This is a genomic window from Curtobacterium herbarum (assembly GCF_016907335.1).
Taxonomy (GTDB): Bacteria; Actinomycetota; Actinomycetes; order Actinomycetales; family Microbacteriaceae; genus Curtobacterium; species Curtobacterium herbarum.
This window is the reverse complement of record NZ_JAFBBT010000001.1, coordinates 2,163,742-2,179,803: the sequence shown is the minus strand read 5'-3', so window position 1 is coordinate 2,179,803 and position 16,062 is coordinate 2,163,742. Positions and strand designations below refer to the sequence as shown.

11 protein-coding genes are annotated in these 16,062 nt (G+C 71.5%); 9 read left to right on the top strand and 2 right to left on the bottom strand.

Annotation, left to right across the window (positions count from 1 at the left end; translation table 11 throughout):
• Nucleotides 1–242 precede the first annotated feature (242 nt).
• The 5 genes from JOD51_RS10380 (at nt 243) to JOD51_RS10360 (ending at nt 6,338) form a co-directional block, all read left to right on the top strand.
• A complete protein-coding gene (locus JOD51_RS10380) occupies nt 243–2,660 on the top strand; it encodes a glycosyltransferase family 2 protein (protein ID WP_204608186.1) in 2,418 nt (805 codons plus the stop codon).
• A 2-nt stretch (nt 2,661–2,662) separates the two neighbouring features.
• Nucleotides 2,663–4,246 carry a chitinase gene (locus JOD51_RS10375; protein WP_204608185.1) on the top strand — a complete coding sequence of 528 codons (1,584 nt, stop codon included), beginning with the start codon at nt 2,663–2,665 and terminating at the stop codon, nt 4,244–4,246.
• A 172-nt stretch (nt 4,247–4,418) separates the two neighbouring features.
• Entirely contained in the window at nt 4,419–4,889 is a 471-nt protein-coding gene (locus tag JOD51_RS10370; RefSeq protein ID WP_204608184.1) for an FHA domain-containing protein, read from the top strand.
• Nucleotides 4,889–5,593 carry a transcriptional regulator FtsR gene (gene ftsR, locus JOD51_RS10365; RefSeq protein WP_204608183.1) on the top strand — a complete coding sequence of 235 codons (705 nt, stop codon included), beginning with the start codon at nt 4,889–4,891 and terminating at the stop codon, nt 5,591–5,593. The genes JOD51_RS10370 and ftsR overlap by 1 nt, the downstream gene beginning before the upstream one ends.
• A gap of 184 nt (nt 5,594–5,777) precedes the next feature.
• The gene (locus JOD51_RS10360; protein WP_110825505.1) at nt 5,778–6,338 is read left to right on the top strand and encodes a MerR family transcriptional regulator; all 561 of its coding nucleotides are present in this window, start codon (nt 5,778–5,780) and stop codon (nt 6,336–6,338) included.
• A 709-nt stretch (nt 6,339–7,047) separates the two neighbouring features.
• Here the strand turns inward: JOD51_RS10360 and JOD51_RS10355 are convergent.
• Nucleotides 7,048–7,866, bottom strand: a complete 819-nt coding sequence (locus JOD51_RS10355) for a ParA family protein (RefSeq protein WP_204608182.1) — start codon at nt 7,864–7,866, stop codon at nt 7,048–7,050.
• A 60-nt stretch (nt 7,867–7,926) separates the two neighbouring features.
• On the opposite strand from JOD51_RS10355, the gene JOD51_RS10350 reads away from it, so the two are divergent.
• From JOD51_RS10350 to JOD51_RS17380, 4 genes are all read left to right on the top strand, one after another.
• Entirely contained in the window at nt 7,927–11,337 is a 3,411-nt protein-coding gene (locus JOD51_RS10350; RefSeq protein ID WP_204608181.1) for a pyruvate carboxylase, read from the top strand.
• Nucleotide 11,338: 1 nt separating this feature from the next.
• Nucleotides 11,339–11,833 (top strand): peptide deformylase, encoded by a 495-nt coding sequence (gene def / locus JOD51_RS10345; RefSeq protein ID WP_204608180.1) that lies wholly within the window; start codon nt 11,339–11,341, stop codon nt 11,831–11,833.
• Between the two features lie 116 nt (nt 11,834–11,949).
• Complete coding sequence (locus JOD51_RS10340; protein WP_204608179.1) at nt 11,950–13,461, top strand: hypothetical protein; 1,512 nt, start codon at nt 11,950–11,952, stop codon at nt 13,459–13,461.
• 237 nt (nt 13,462–13,698) lie between these two features.
• Nucleotides 13,699–13,830, top strand: a complete 132-nt coding sequence (locus JOD51_RS17380; protein WP_275578882.1) for a hypothetical protein — start codon at nt 13,699–13,701, stop codon at nt 13,828–13,830.
• Nucleotides 13,831–14,057: 227 nt separating this feature from the next.
• Here the strand turns inward: JOD51_RS17380 and JOD51_RS10335 are convergent, their stop codons facing one another.
• A complete protein-coding gene (locus JOD51_RS10335) occupies nt 14,058–16,040 on the bottom strand; it encodes an AMP-dependent synthetase/ligase (RefSeq protein ID WP_204608178.1) in 1,983 nt (660 codons plus the stop codon).
• Nucleotides 16,041–16,062 lie beyond the last annotated feature (22 nt).

The following is a 16,062-nucleotide window of genomic DNA, read 5'->3' as shown; positions in this document are numbered from 1 at the left end:
CAGCCGGTCGACGGACGTGCACCGTGCCTCCAGGCCGTGTCCAGCCGGCGGTCGGACTCGCCGTGGAGCGGGGCCGATGCGGGTCTGCGCGCAGGCTTGCGGGAACCCGCAGAAGGCACCCGAAACCCCCCGTCCGAGGGTCCGCACGACGACATCCGTCGCCGTACCGTCATCGACGACCACCGGACTCCCGACAGCGCCCACACCCGACGGCTGCTGGTCCGGTACGAACGAAGGACAGCATGCCCGAACACCTGGACGGCGCCCCGACGCGCCGCCGCCAGTGGGGTGCCGAGCGGCGGACCCAGCCGCTCGACACGATCCACGCCCGCCCCTCCGACCGGAAGCTCGTCTCCGGACGCGTCGCCATCATCCTGACCGTCGCCTTCTGGCTGGCGTACGTCGTGTACACCGTGATCCGCCAGTTCCTGGACTCCGGCACCGAGAGCTTCCGCTTCACCACCGAGGCCATCTCGTACACGGTCGTCGTCACCTTCCTGACGTTCTCGGCCCTGATGCACCTGGTCGCACGCCAGGGGGCACTCGAGCGCTTCGCCACCCACGTCCGCGTCCCGCGCGCCGAGCTGGACCGACACTTCGCCGAGGGCCACGAGTCGCCGCTGACCGTCCTCGTGCCGAGCTACGCCGAGGAGCCCGAGGTCGTCGCCACCACGCTGTGGTCCGCCGCCCTGCAGGAGTACCCCAACCTCCGCATCGTGCTGCTCGTCGACGACTCGCCGTTCCCGACCGACCCGGAGACCGCCGCGAAGCTCGACCGCACCCGCGCCGTCGCCGACTCGATCCAGACGCAGCTGGCCGCACCGTCGCGCCGGTTCCAGGAGGCCCTGTTCGCCGCCGAGTTCGAGGCGGACGACGCACCGCAGGCCTCCGTGGAGGCCGTGCGCACCCTGGCCGAGCACCACCGCTGGGCAGACGCCTGGCTCCGGCGCCACGCCCGTGAACACGGCGTCGCCGACCACGTCGACCAGTTCTTCACCGACCAGGTCCTCGTCGGCCTGGCGGACGAGTTCCGCCTGACGGCCGAGGCCCTCGACGCCGCGATCGCCGACGCCGGCACCGCCCGGACGACCGACGTCACCTCGGCCCGCGCGGTCGAGCTGCAGCGTCGCCTGGCCTGGACCTTCACCGCCGAGATCACCACGTTCGAGCGGAAGCGCTACGCGAACCTCTCGCACGAGGCGAACAAGGCGATGAACCTCAACTCGTACATCGGCCTGCTCGGCGGCGCCTACCGCCACGAGGGGACCGCGTCCGGAACCGTCCTCCGCGCCGTCACCGACCCGGCCGACGCCGACCTGGTCGTCCCGGCGTCCGACTACGTCCTGACGCTCGACGCCGACTCGGTGCTGCTCCGCGACTACTGCCTGCGCCTGGTCTACTTCCTCGAGCAGCCCGAGAACGAGCGCGTCGCCGTCACCCAGACGCCGTACTCGTCGTTCCGCGGCGCCGCGACCCGCATCGAGCGGCTCGCCGGTGCCACGACCGACATCCAGCACATCCTGCACCAGGGCATGTCGAAGTACGGCGCCACCTTCTGGGTCGGCGCGAACGCGGTCATCCGCACCCGGGCCCTCCGCGACATCGAGGAGACCGAGACCGTCGGCGGCTTCGAGGTGAAGCGCTACGTGCAGGACCGCACCGTCATCGAGGACACCGAGTCGAGCGTCGACCTCGGCATGCACGGCTGGACGCTCGTCAACTACCCGGAGCGCCTGTCCTACAGCGCCACCCCGCCGGACTTCGGCTCCCTGATCGTGCAGCGGCGACGCTGGGCGAACGGCGGCCTGCTCATCCTGCCGAAGTACATCCGCCAGGTGCGCGAGCGCCGGGCCCGCGGGGAGCGCGTCAGCGTCGTCGAGATGGCGCTCCGCGTCAACTACATGGCGTCGATCGCCTGGGGCTCGCTCGGCCTGATCTTCCTGCTGGCCTACCCGTACGACTCCCGCCTGCTCAGCCCGATGGTGCTGCTCGCGGCGCTGCCGTACTTCTGGCTCTTCTCGAGCGACCTGCGGTACTGCGGGTACAAGCGCACCGACATCCTGCGCATCTACGGGTTCAACCTCGTCCTCATGCCGGTGAACGTGGCCGGCGTGCTGAAGAGCGTGCAGCAGGCCCTCACCGCGAAGAAGATCCCGTTCGCCCGGACGCCGAAGGTCAAGGACCGCACCGCCTCGCCGGCGCTCTACGTCCTGGCCCCCTACGCGATGGTCGCCTTCTCGGTCTTCACCTTCGTGCGGGACTTCGGTGCGCAGAACTGGGGCAACGCGGTGTTCGCCGCGTTCAACGCCCTGCTCGCCCTGTACGCGATCACCGCCTACATCGGGCTCTGGAACTCCGTCGTCGACGTCTTCATCTGGGCGACGAAGTGGATGTTCTACGACCCGTCCGCCCGCGCCGCACGCCGTGCCGCCCGCAAGGACGACCGCGCCACCGCGAAGGCGGTCCGACGCGGACTCGTGCCGGAGGCCGTCCCCGCGACCGAGGACTGGCGCTCGGTGCTCTACTTCGGCCAGCGCGGCACCACCATCCCCGAGCACCTCGGGACCGACCACGTCGGGACCACCCACCAGATCGGGACCGGCGCCGCCGGTGCCCAGCGCGGCACCGCCGTGCAGCACGACGAGAAGACGGCGGCCTGAGCATGAGCACCACACGACGACTCTCCCCGGTCCGGGTCACCCTGGCCGCCGTGGTCGCCCTCGCGGTCGTCGCCGGCGGGTACGTCGGCGTCGACCGGTGGCAGAGCGCTCAGGCGTCCGAGACGGTCAAGCCCTGGTTCGCCGCGTACACCGACGTCACCGTCACGCCGACGTTCCCGTTCGAGGACGTCAAGTCCGCGAAGGGCCGCGACGTCATGCTGTCCTTCGTGGTGGCCGACCACGACCAGGCCTGCACGCCGACCTGGGGTGCCGCCTACGGCCTCCAGGAGGCGGGGGACCAGCTCGACCTGGACCGCCGCATCGCCCGGCTCGAGCAGCAGAAGGGTGCCGTCGGTGTGTCCTTCGGCGGCCTGGCGAACGACGAGCTCGCCTCCACGTGCACCGACCCGGGCAAGCTCGTGTCGGCGTACCAGCGCGTCGTCAAGCGCTACGACGTCTCCACCGTCGACTTCGACATCGAGAGCGACGACCTGACCAAGGTCGACGCCGGCAAGCGCCGCGCCCGGGCCGTCGCCGCCCTGCAGGAGGAGCGCCGCGGTGCCGGACACCCGCTCGCCGTGTGGCTGACGCTGCCCGCCGCGCCTGGCGGGCTGACCGCCGACGGCACCCGTGCGGTGTCGCAGTTCCTGCACGCCGGGGTCGACCTGGCCGGCGTGAACGCGATGACGATGGACTACGGCGACAGCATGGGCTCCAGCCAGAGCATGTCGTCGGCGTCGATCGAGACCCTGCAGCAGGTGCACCGCCAGCTCGGCATCCTGTACACCCGTGCCGGCACCCCGCTCAGCGACCGCACGCTCTGGCACAAGGTCGGCGCAACCCCGATGATCGGGCAGAACGACGTGCAGGACGAGGTCTTCACCATGTCCGACGCGGCGAAGCTCAACGCCTGGGCCCGCCAGACCGGTCTCGGCCGGATGTCGATGTGGTCACTCAACCGCGACACCACCTGCGGCTCGAACTACGTCAACCTGTCCACCGTGTCGAACTCGTGCTCCGGCGTCGACCAGGACGGCAAGCTGTTCGCCGACGTGCTCGGCAAGGGGTTCGGCGGTGGCATCGTCGCGGCGTCCGGTGACGTGACGACGGCCGAGCCGTCCTCGACCACGCAGCCGTCCGACGACCCGTCGACGAGCCCGTACCCGGTCTGGGACAAGGACTCGGCCTACCTCGAGGGCACCAAGATCGTCTGGCACCGCAACGTCTACGAGGCCAAGTGGTGGACCTCGGGCGACCTGCCGGACGACGCCGTGCTCAGCTCCTACGAGACGCCGTGGCAGCTCGTCGGCCCGGTGCTGCCGGGGGAGAAGCCCGTCGCCGCCGTCAGCCTGCCGTCCGGCACCTACCCGGCCTGGTCGGGCACCACGCGCTACGACACCGGCGACCGGGTCCTGTTCGACGGCACGCCGTACCAGGCGAAGTGGTGGAACACCGGCGACAGCCCGGAGGCCTCCACGAGCGACCCCGACGGCTCGCCCTGGACGCGGCTGAAGGACGGCGAGGTGCAGGAGATCCTGCACGACGTGCAGTCCGGCAAGGCGGCGCCGTCCGGCGCCGGTCACTGACCGCAGACGCGCCGGAACGCCCTGGCCCACGGGTCGGACGGGAGGCTCCCCACCAGCTGGTGGGGAGCCTCCCGTCGCGTCCGTGGGTACTGCCGGGCGCCCCCTGTGGACGGGGCTCTCGCCGAGTGCGTCGTTTCCGATACGCTGGACGACCAAGAGGAGGAGGTCCACGATGCCAGATCCAGTGGTCCCGCAGCCGGGACGCCCGGAAGAGCGGCTGGTCGACACCACGCTGACCTTCAGCATGGAGAACGCCGCGGCGCTCACGCCCGAGGCCGGAGTCACAGCGGAAGAACGCGACGCGATCTCGGCGCTGCCGTCGGGCTCGGCGTTGCTCGTCGTCCGTCGCGGTCCGAACGTCGGTGCGCGGTTCCTCCTCGACTCCGACGTCACGACGGCCGGCCGACACCCCGACGCCAGCATCTTCCTCGACGACGTGACGGTGTCGCGCAAGCACGCCGACTTCATCCGTCGCGGCACGTCGTTCAGCGTGAAGGACCTCGGCTCGCTGAACGGGACGTACTTCGACGGTGTCCGCATCGACGAAGCCCTGCTCGTCGACGGCTCCGAAGTGCAGGTCGGCAAGTTCCGGCTGACGTTCTACGCCTCCCGGGTCGACCTGGCGCGCCTGGCGAACGCGTAGTGGCACCCCGCTCCGCTGCGGCGCGGGCGGTGTCCCCGGCGCCGGACCTGCTCACGATCGGGCAGGTCCTCGCGCGTCTCAAGCCGGAGTTCCCCGACCTGTCGAGCTCCAAGCTGCGCTTCCTCGAGGAGCGCGAGCTCGTCACGCCGATCCGCACCCAGAGCGGCTACCGGAAGTTCTCGCCGGCCGACGTCGACCGGCTGCGCATCGTGCTCGGTCTGCAGCGCGACCACTACCTGCCGCTCAAGGTCATCAAGGACTACCTCGCCGACCTCGACGCCGGACGCGAACCGACCCTCCCGGGTGGCGGGGACGCCCCACGGCCGTCGATGCTCGGACGGGAACGGCGGTACTCGCGCGACGAGCTCCAGCGTGCGGCCGGTGCGTCCCCGATGCTCGTCGGCGACGCGGTGTCGGCCTCGCTCATCCCGGCGTCCGACACCTACGGCGAGGACTCGGTCGGCGTCCTGAAGGCCCTGGTCGAGCTGCAGCGTTCCGGCATCGAACCCCGGCACCTCCGGACCTTCCGCAGCACCGCCGAGCGCGAGGTCGGTCTCATCGAGTCCGCGCTCATGCCGGTGTCCCGCCGCGGCGACGCCACGTCCCGCGCGAAGGCCCTCGAACTCGCCCGGGAGATCGCCGGACACCTCGAGGTCATCCGTTCGTCACTCATCCGCGCGGCCATCGGTCGGCTCGACTCGTGAGCGGCCCGGGCGGGTCGGACCCTCGACGGCGGTCGGTGTCGGGGCATATCCTCGACACGCCGGACGCGCCGGTGCGGATGTCCCGCCTCCACGCCGCCCGACTCGCTACCGTGGACCTCGGAACAACTCTCAACCCGCTGTTGAAGCTTCGGGTGGGAGCTCGATCGTCGTGGAAGGCAAGCTGATGAGTGGGAACGATGTCCCCGGTACCCCGTCTGACATGACGCGGTACGACCTCGGGCTGCTCTTCACCGACGGCCTGCCCGAGCACGACGAGCAGAACGGCTACCGCGGCACCGTCGCCGCGAAGGCAGCCGGCATCAGCTACCGCCAGCTCGACTACTGGGCCCGGACCGAACTCGTGCAGCCGACGATCCGCGGCGCTGCCGGCTCCGGCTCGCAGCGGCTCTACGGCTTCCGCGACATCCTGGTCCTCAAGCTCGTGAAGCGCCTGCTCGACACCGGCATCTCGTTGCAGCAGATCCGCACCGCGGTGAACCAGCTCCGCGAGGCCGGCGTCAGCGACCTGGCCCAGACGACCCTGATGTCCGACGGGGCCTCGGTGTACCTGTGCACCTCCGACGACGAGGTCATCGACCTGGTCTCCCGCGGGCAGGGCGTCTTCGGCATCGCCGTGGGCAAGGTCCTGCGCGAGGTCGAGTCCTCCCTGGTCGAGCTCGACGCCACCCCGGCCGAGGACCCGAGCGACGAGCTCGCGGCGCGCCGGGCGACCCGCGCGTCCTGACCGTCCTGACGGCCGCGCCCCGAGCCTCCCGGCCCGCGCGTGTGCGCACCCGCGCCGGCTGCCGCCGCGCCGCGTGCCCTCCGCCGAGCGGTCACGAATCGTCGCTCTGACGTCTCCCAGCCGACACTTCGTGACCGCTCGGCGGAACTGAGCGGGGTGTCTCGGCCGCTCGGGGCCGCCCGGGGCCGCCCACCCGGGCCACCAACCGGCCGCCCGCCGGGTACGGCACCCCCGCGTCACTCCGCCGAGCGGTCACGAATCGTCGCTCTGACGTCTCCCAGCCGACACTTCGTGACCGCTCGGCGGAACTGAGCGGGGTGTCTCGACCAGTCGGGGCCGCCCGTTCGGGCCACCACTCGGCCGCCCGCCGGGCACGACACCCCCGCGTCCCTCCGCCGAGCGGTCACGAATCGTCGCTCTGACGCGTCCCAACCGACACTTCGTGACCGCTCGGCGCAACTGAGCGGGGTGTCTCGGCCGCTCGGGGCCGCCCGTTCGGGCCACGGCCCGGCCTCTCGCCGGACACGACACCCCCGCGTCCCTCCGCCGAGCGGTCACGAATCGTCGCTCTGAAGCGTCCCAGCTGACACTTCGTGACCGCTCGGCGGAACTGAGCGGGGTGTCTCGGCCGCTCGGGGCCGCCGGCGGACGCGCACCCGGGAACGAAGAAGGGCCGCCCGCGGGCGACCCTCCGAGTGACGAACGCGCGTCAGGCGATCGCGCCCGCGCCGTCCGCGTACGGCCCGATCTTGCCCGTGCGCATGATCCGCTCGAGCAGCTGGTCGAAGTTCCGCGCCATCTCCTGCGCCGACTCGCCCGGCCAGACGTGCAGAGGCTTCGCGGCACCCTGCGCCTGCTGCAGCGAGGTGCGCTCCGGCAGCTGCGGCGAGAGCACGAGCGGCCCGAACATGTCGCGGAGCTCCTTGATGCGGAACTGGTGCTCGAGCGACTGCACGCGGGCGCGGTTCACGATGATGCCGAGGGGCTGGAGGCGCGGCGAGAGACCACGACGGATCTCCTCGATCGCACGCAGGGCACGGTCGGCGGCGGCGACGGAGAACAGGCCGGGCTCGGTGACGACGGTGACGCGGTCGGACGCTGCCCACGCGGTGCGGGTCAGGGCGTTCAGCGACGGGGCGCAGTCGATGAGGACCAGGTCGTAGTCGGCCTCGACGTTCGCCAGGGCCTCCTCGAGCTTCCAGATGTCGCGGATCGACGGGTGCGGCCCGTCGAAGTTGATGGCCGACGGGGACCCGACCATGACGTCGACCTTGCCCTGGGAGCCCTTCGTCCAGCCGGACGGCGCGATGGCCTGGCGGACGATCTTCTCCTTCGGGTTCTCGAGGACGTCGGCCACGTTGAGGTGGCCGGTCAGGTTGATGTCGAGGCCCGTGGAGACGTCCGACTGCGGGTCGAGGTCCACCACGAGGGTGCGCAGACCCTTGGCGAACGCCGCCGACGTCAGGCCGAGGGTCACGGTCGTCTTGCCGACACCACCCTTGAGGGAGCTCACGCTGAGTACATGCACGATGAGCAACGTTACCGCCAGTAAGGTTGTGAGACCTCAACCCGGGCTGAAAGGGACCTCGTGTTCACCAAGATCCTGGTCGCGAACCGTGGCGAGATCGCCATCCGAGCCTTCCGCGCAGCGTACGAGCTCGGTGCCCGGACCGTGGCGGTCTACCCGTACGAAGACCGCAACTCCCTGCACCGGTTGAAGGCCGACGAGGCCTACTTGATCGGCGAACGCGGGCATCCGGTGCGCGCCTACCTGGACGTCTCGGAGATCATCCGTGTCGCCCGCGAGTCGGGGGCGGACGCGATCTACCCGGGCTACGGCTTCCTGTCCGAGAACCCGGAGCTCGCGGCCGCTGCCGCCGCGGCCGGCATCACCTTCATCGGCCCGGGCGAGCACGTGCTCGAGATGGCCGGCAACAAGGTGACGGCGAAGGAGCACGCCATCGCCGCGGGTGTCCCGGTGCTCGCGAGCACCCCGGCCAGTCGGGACGTCGACGAGCTCGTCGCGGGCGCCGAGGCGATCGGCTTCCCGGTGTTCGCGAAGGCCGTCGCCGGTGGTGGCGGTCGTGGCATGCGCCGCGTGGAGACCCCCGCCGAGCTCCGGCCGGCCCTCGAAGAGGCGATGCGGGAGGCCGACAGTGCGTTCGGCGACCCGACGATGTTCCTCGAGATGGCGGTGCTCCGGCCGCGCCACATCGAGGTCCAGATCCTCGCCGACGCCACCCATACTGACGCGGGCACGATCCACCTGTTCGAGCGGGACTGCTCGGTGCAGCGCCGCAACCAGAAGGTCGTCGAGATCGCGCCGGCGCCGAACCTGGACCCCGCGGTCGCCGCCGCACTGCACCGCGACGCCGTGGCCTTCGCCCGGTCGATCGGGTACGTCAACGCCGGCACGGTCGAGTTCCTGCTCGACACCGTGGGCGAGCGCGCCGGGCAGCACGTCTTCATCGAGATGAACCCGCGCATCCAGGTCGAGCACACCGTGACCGAAGAGGTCACCGACGTCGACCTCGTGCAGTCGCAGATGCGGATCGCGGCGGGGGAGACCCTCGCCGACCTCGGCCTGTCGCAGGACACGGTCTCGGTTCACGGTGCCGCGCTGCAGACCCGCATCACGACCGAGGACCCGACCCAGGGCTTCCGCCCGGACACCGGCCGGATCACCACCTACCGCAGCCCCGGCGGCGCGGGCGTGCGACTCGACGGCGGCACGGTCGCCACCGGTGCGCAGATCAGCCCGCACTTCGACTCGATGCTCGCGAAGATGACGTGCCGCGGTCGGGACTTCCCCGCGGCCGTCGCCCGCGCGCGTCGTGCCCTCGCCGAGTTCCGGATCCGCGGCGTGAGCACGAACATCCCGTTCCTGCAGGCCGTGCTCGAGGACCCGGACTTCGCCCGCGGTGACGTCTCCACGGCGTTCATCGGTGAGCGTCCGCAGCTCTTCGACGGCCACGTCTCGAAGGACCGCGGCACGAAGGTCCTCAACTGGCTGGCCGACGTCACGGTGAACAAGCCGAACGGCTCGCCCGCCGCGCACGTCGTCGACCCGGCACTCAAGCTGCCGGCCGCCGACCTCACCGCCCCGGCACCCGAGGGACAGCGCGACCTGCTGCTCCGCGTCGGCCCCGCCGAGTGGGCCCGGTCGCTCCGCGCGCAGACCGCCCTGGCCGTCACCGAGACCACGATGCGGGACGCGCACCAGTCGCTCCTCGCCACGCGGGTCCGCACGAAGGACCTCGTCGCGGTCGCCCCCTACGTCGCCCGGCTCACCCCGCAGCTGCTCAGCGTCGAGGCGTGGGGCGGTGCGACCTACGACGTCGCCCTGCGCTTCCTCGGCGAGGACCCGTGGGAGCGTCTGACGTCGCTGCGGCAGGCGATGCCGAACATCCCGATCCAGATGCTGCTCCGCGGCCGCAACACGGTCGGCTACACGCCGTACCCGACCGAGGTGACCGACGCGTTCGTCGCCGAGGCCGCCGCGACCGGCGTCGACGTGTTCCGGGTCTTCGACGCGCTCAACGACGTCAGTCAGCTGCGTCCCGCCCTGGAGGCCGTGCTCGCCACCGGCACGGCCGTCGCGGAGGCCGCGCTCTGCTACACGGGCGACCTCCTGGACCCGGCCGAGGACCTCTACACGCTCGACTACTACCTGCGGCTCGCCGAGCAGATGGTGGACGCCGGTGCGCACGTCATCGGCATCAAGGACATGGCCGGGCTCCTCCGTGCGGGTGCGGCCGAGAAGCTGGTCGCCGCGCTGCGCGAGCGCTTCGACCAGCCGGTGCACGTGCACACCCACGACACCGCCGGTGGGCAGCTCGCGACGCTGCTGGCGGCCTCCCGAGCCGGTGCGGACGCGGTCGACGTGGCCGCGGCACCGATGGCGGGGACCACCAGCCAGCCGAGCATGTCGGCCCTGGTGGCGGCGCTCGCGCACACCGAGCGGGACACCGGCATCGACCTCGGCGCCGTCGGCGACCTCGAGCCGTACTGGGAGGCCGTCCGCCGTGTCTACGCACCGTTCGAGTCCGGGCTCGCCGGCCCGACCGGCCGCGTGTACAAGCACGAGATCCCCGGCGGACAGCTGTCGAACCTCCGGCAGCAGGCCATCGCGCTCGGCCTCGGGGACCGCTTCGAGCAGGTCGAGGACTGGTACGCCCAGGCGAACCGGATCCTCGGACGCCCGCCGAAGGTCACGCCGTCGTCGAAGGTGGTCGGCGACCTCGCCCTGCAGCTCGCAGCGGTGGACGCGGACCCGGCGGACTTCGAGCAGCACCCGGAGAAGTACGACGTGCCGGACTCGGTGATCGGCTTCATGGCGGGCGAACTCGGCGACCTGCCGGGTGGTTGGCCGGAGCCGTTCCGCTCGAAGGTCCTGGCCGGCCGCGACGTCCAGATCGCGGTCACCCCGGTGCCCGAGCACGAGCGCGCCGCCCTCGACACCCCGGGCACCGCCCGCCAGCAGGCGCTGAACCGGCTGCTGTTCGAGCAGCCGACCCGGCAGTTCCAGCAGGTCCGCGACGAGTACGGCGACCTGTCGGTGGTGCCGACCGTGGACTACCTCTACGGCCTCCGCGCCGGCGAGGAGCACGTCGTGCCGCTCGGCAAGGGCGTGAACCTGCTCGTCGGGCTCGAGGCGATCGGCGAGGTCGACGCCCGGGGCATCCGGACCGTGATGGCGACCATGAACGGACAGCTCCGGCCGGTGGCCATGCGGGACCGTTCGGTCGTCGTCGAGACCAAGGCCGCCGAGAAGGCGGACCGGTCCGACCCGAAGCACGTCGCCGCCCCGTTCTCCGGGGTCGTGACGCTCAAGGTCGCCGTCGGTGACGTCGTCGAGGCCGGTCAGGCCGTGGCGAGCATCGAGGCGATGAAGATGGAAGCGGCCATCACGGCACCCGTCGCGGGGACCGTCGGCCGACTCGCGATCCCGGTGACCCAGCAGGTGGACGCCGGCGACCTCCTGGTGGTGCTGCAGTAACGTGACCGTCCGTCCCATCCGCCTGTTCGGCGACCCTGTCCTCCGTTCGCCCGCCGACCCGGTCCGCATCGGGTCCGACGGTGTCCGCGAGCTCGTGCAGGACCTCATCGACACCGTCAAGGAACCCGGCCGCGCCGGCGTCGCCGCGCCGCAGATCGGGGTCGGCCTCCGCGCGTTCTCGTACAACGTCGACGGCGAGGTCGGGTACGTCCTCAACCCGGAGGTCGTCGAGACCTCGGGCGAGCCCGAGCTCATGGACGAGGGCTGCCTGTCCGTGCCCGGCCTGGCGTACCCGACGAAGCGCTTCCCGTACGCCAAGGTGCGGGGTGTCGACGTCGACGGCGAACCCGTGGAGCTCGAGGGCACCGGACTGATGGCCGAGGCCCTGCAGCACGAGTGCGACCACCTGGACGGCACCGTCTACGTGATGACCCTCGACCCGGAGACCCGTCGCCAGGCACTCCGCGACATCCGCGCGCAGGACTGGTTCCACTAGCACGTCCTCGCCGCTCTGTGCAGTCCCCCGGACGCAGGACTGACGATTTCGGTGGCGCTGTGTACGGTTGCCGCGTCCGGGTCACTTCCGGGCCGACCAGGGGCAGGGGACACACCATGCAGAGGACACGTGTGACGCGACGTCGCGTCACCACCATCGCGGTCGGGGCGGCATTCGTCGCGCTCGTCGGCACCACCATCAGCGTCGTGCCGGATGCGAGGCCGGCGCAGGCCGCCACGTCGCAGCAGGTCGAGGCCCCGGACTTCGCGTCCGAGGTCTACGGCGACCCGTGGGACTACTCCAACACCGAGGACCAGAACACCGACGAGGTCGGTACGCCCACCTCGGTGAGCGCCGGCAAGCTCAAGGTCGCCCTGCGCTCCGGTGACCAGGTCTCGCTCGTGCAGACGGTCAGCGGCAGCCTGCCGTACGGACGCGACGGCGCATCGAAGCCGGTCAACGCGTCGAAGTACAAGAGCCTGTCGTTCAGCATGGACCAGCCCTTCACACGGCAGATCGGTGCCGTGTACTGGTGGACCTGCCGCGAGAAGACCTCCGCGTGCGGTGGCGGCATCACCTTCCCGGTGACCGCCGGCAGCCACGTGTACGACCTCGCGCTCTCGAAGAGCTCCGAGCTGCAGGGCAAGAAGCCCTTCAGCGGCAACATCGTGGCGCTCCGGCTCGACCCGGTCGTCCTGCCCGCCGGCAAGACCGGCTCCGCGTCGATCGACTGGGTCCGTCTGCACGGCACCGGTGGTTCGCGTGCCGCCTACCCGCCGGGGACCTACGGCGGCATCACCGTCGCCCCGCGGCCCCGTCCGGTCGTCGACTCGCCGAACCCGTCGCAGGGCGTCGACCTCGCGACGCGGCAGCGTGGCAAGCCGTGGGTCTTCACCTCGCCGGACGCCATGCAGGGCATCGGCGTCAAGTACGCCACGATCCTCGGGTACAACAACGCCGGCGTGACGGCGCGCAACTCCGGGCAGTACCCCGGCGACTCGCAGCTCTCGCTCCCGGTGTCGCGCTTCGCGGCGAGCACTTACCACAACCTGTCGATCGAGTACACGTACGACGGCTCGTACTCGTTGAAGTCGACCGCCGGCGGCGGCAAGATGGCGCGGCTCATCTGGTTCGATCCGTCCTCGACCGTCCCGCAGATCGGGAACGACATCCTCACCTACTCGCACGGCAACGCGCGAGAGATCCGGCTCGACCTCAACGCGCAGAACGACCTCGACGAGGACGCCCTCAACCCGAAGCTCGGCTGGGCCGGGCGCACCGTGTCCGCCCTGCGCTTCGACCCGAACGAGGACCCGGGCGCGCTCACCTGGCACCTGCGTGCGCTGCATCTCCGGGCCGACCCCACGGCGGTCGGGTCGACGACCATCACGTTCCACGACGCCGCCTGGGTCGCGGGCACCACGGCGACGGTCTTCGTCGCCGGTGGCGGCTCGAACACGTGGAGGCCGATCGCCGACGACATCGCCGTGAAGAAGGGCTCCAACTCCGTGCCGTTCTCCATCGCGAAGCTGCCGGCGTCGAAGTACCGCGTGAAGGTGACGATCACCCACCCGGGTGTCGCGAGTGCCGTCGGCATGGCCAGCTCCACCATCACCATGCGGCGCTGACCGACCCGGATCCGGACGCCCCCGCGGGCGGTCGGCGTGCTCCCCACTCGGGACGCCGTCGCCGCCCGCGGGGGCGTGCCTGTTGCCCGTGGGGGACGTTGTGTCTGCTCGTGGGGGACACCTGCCGCCCTGACGGGTGACACCCCAACGCGGGATTGTCGTCACATGCCGACGAAGCGGTACCGTGTCCCGGTCGGTCTTCCCGCCGACACGGTCTCCCACCTCCCAGGACCCATGATGACACTCCACACCGACGAGCTCAGCTCGCACCGCACCCGCACCAACCGACGCCCCGAGCCGCTGCCCGCGACGACTGCCGCGACGGCCGTCCTCGAGCCGGAACAGGGCCAGGAGCCCGCCTCCGCCTGACGCGCTCGGCGCTGACGCGCTCGGCGCGGACGCGCAAGCGGACGCGCACCCGGACGACGACGACGACGTCGGCCTGCCGCAGCGACACGACCCCGGACGCACGCAGCAGACAGCACGCACGCAGCAGACCGCACGCACCTGGAGGCCCGGTGCCGGTCCACGGAACCGGCACCGGGCCTCCAGTGCGTCCTACACGTCCGGCGGTCAGCACCGGAGCACGCGGCAGCTCACCGCCGCCGGCGGCTCTCGATCACCGGCGTCGCCGTGGTCTGCACCTTCGAGCCCGAGTAGATGTACTCGATGTCCGCCGCGAAGTCCCGTAGGACGACCGACCGCTTGATCGTGAGCTTCGGCGTGAGGTGACCGGACGCCTCCGTGAGGTCCGCGTCGAGGACCGAGAAGGACCGCACCGACTCGGCACGGGAGACCCGCCCGTTCGCGGTGTCCACGGCCTCCTGGACGGCCTGCTGCACGCGCTCGTCGTGCGCGGCCTGCTGCGGCGTGAGCGCGGGGACGATGCCGCGCGCCTCGCACCAGCCGGGCAGCATGTCCCGGTCGAGCGTGACGAGGGCGGCGACGAAGGGCTTGCCCTCGCCGACGACGACGACCTGCCCGACGAGGGGGTGCTCGCGGATCGCGTCCTCGAGCGGGGCCGGTGCGACGTTCTTGCCGCTCGCGGTGACGATGAGCTCCTTCGCACGGCCGGTGACGGACAGGATCCCGTCGCCGTCCAGTCGGCCGAGGTCGCCGGTGCGGAACCAGCCGTCACGGAACGCGGCGGCGGTGGCCTCCGGGTTCTGCCAGTAGCGGTCGAAGACGTCGACGCCGCGGATCAGGATCTCCTGGTCGTCGGCGATCCGGACCTCGACGCCCGGCAGCGCACGGCCGACCGATCCGATCCGCAGTTCGGTGGCGCGGTTGACCGTCGCGGGTGCGGTCGTCTCGGTGAGCCCGTAGCCCTCGAGGATGTGCACGCCGATGGAGCGGAAGAAGTGCGACAGCCGTGGTGAGAGCGGTGCGGAGCCGCTGATGGCGTAGCGGACGCGGCCGCCGATCGCCTCGCGGAGCCTGCTGTAGACGAGCCGGTCGAACAGCCGGAAGCGCAGGGCCAGACCCAACGGGACCCGTCCGGCGGCGACGGCCTCGGAGTGCGCGACGGCGGTGGCGGCGGCAGCGCGGAAGACCCGGCCCTTGCCGCCGAGGTCGGCCTTCTGCTCCGCCGAGTTGTAGATCTTCTCGAAGACCCGGGGGACGGCGAGCAGGAAGGTCGGCTTGAAGGTCGACACCGCCCGCATCAGGTCCTTCGTGTCCGGCTCGTGCCCGACCAGGACCCCGGCCGACACCGACATCGCCGCGATGAACCGGGCGAAGACGTGGGCCATCGGGATGAACAGCAGCGTCGAGGCGTCCCCGGAGACGATCTCGGACATGGCCTCGGTCGACCCCTCGACCGTGGCGGTGAAGTTGTCGTGCCGCAGCACGCAGCCCTTCGGCCGACCCGTGGTACCCGAGGTGTAGATGATCGTGGCGTCGTCCCGCCCGGAGACGGCGGCCGTGCGGGCGTCGAGCTCGTCGTCCGCGATCCCCTCTCCGAGGCGGGCGAGGTCGTCCAGGCCACCGCCGTCGACGGTCCAGTGCTGACCGAGGTGCGGCAGGTCGTCGGCGATGCCGGCGACGCGGCGCGCGTGCTCCTCGTTCTCGACGACGATCGCCACCGACTCGGAGTCCGACAGGATGTGTCGGATCTGGTCCGGGGAGCTCGTCTCGTAGACGGGGACGGACACCAGGCCGGCGGTCCACACCGCGAAGTCGACGAGCGTCCACTCCATGCGGGTGCGGCAGAGGATCGCGACGTGTGCCCCGGGCTGCAGGCCGGCGGCGACGAAGCCCTTCGCGATCGCGCGGACCCGGGCCAGGACGTCGGCGGCCGCGATGCCGGTCCAGGTGTCGCCGGTGCGCTCGGCGAGGATCGGCCGGGCGGGGGTGAGGCGCGCACGGTCGGACAGCAGGCGCGCGGCGGAGCCGTGGTCGGGGGCGACCGGGCCGGTGTCGCGCACGGTGCCCGGCCTGGTGTCGGGCCTGGCTTCGGGCACGGCGTCGCTCGGGTGTGCAGAGCTGTCGGGCGCCGCACGGCCCACGGCTGGTGACCCGCCGGTGGGTGTGCCACCCGTGCTGGTGGACGTGGTGCGGTCGGCACGCTGATCGGTCACGGCAACTCCCTCGTTGTCCCGT

What these genes read in the sequence shown, in the direction of transcription:
- JOD51_RS10375 (WP_204608185.1), top strand. Translation starts at nt 2,663, where the DNA reads ATGAGCACCACACGACGACTCTCCCCGGTCCGGGTCACCCTGGCCGCC.
- JOD51_RS10360 (WP_110825505.1), top strand. Translation starts at nt 5,778, where the DNA reads ATGAGTGGGAACGATGTCCCCGGTACCCCGTCTGACATGACGCGGTAC.
- JOD51_RS10340 (WP_204608179.1), top strand. Translation starts at nt 11,950, where the DNA reads ATGCAGAGGACACGTGTGACGCGACGTCGCGTCACCACCATCGCGGTC.
- JOD51_RS10380 (WP_204608186.1), top strand. Translation starts at nt 243, where the DNA reads ATGCCCGAACACCTGGACGGCGCCCCGACGCGCCGCCGCCAGTGGGGT.
- JOD51_RS17380 (WP_275578882.1), top strand. Translation starts at nt 13,699, where the DNA reads ATGACACTCCACACCGACGAGCTCAGCTCGCACCGCACCCGCACCAAC.
- JOD51_RS10370 (WP_204608184.1), top strand. Translation starts at nt 4,419, where the DNA reads ATGCCAGATCCAGTGGTCCCGCAGCCGGGACGCCCGGAAGAGCGGCTG.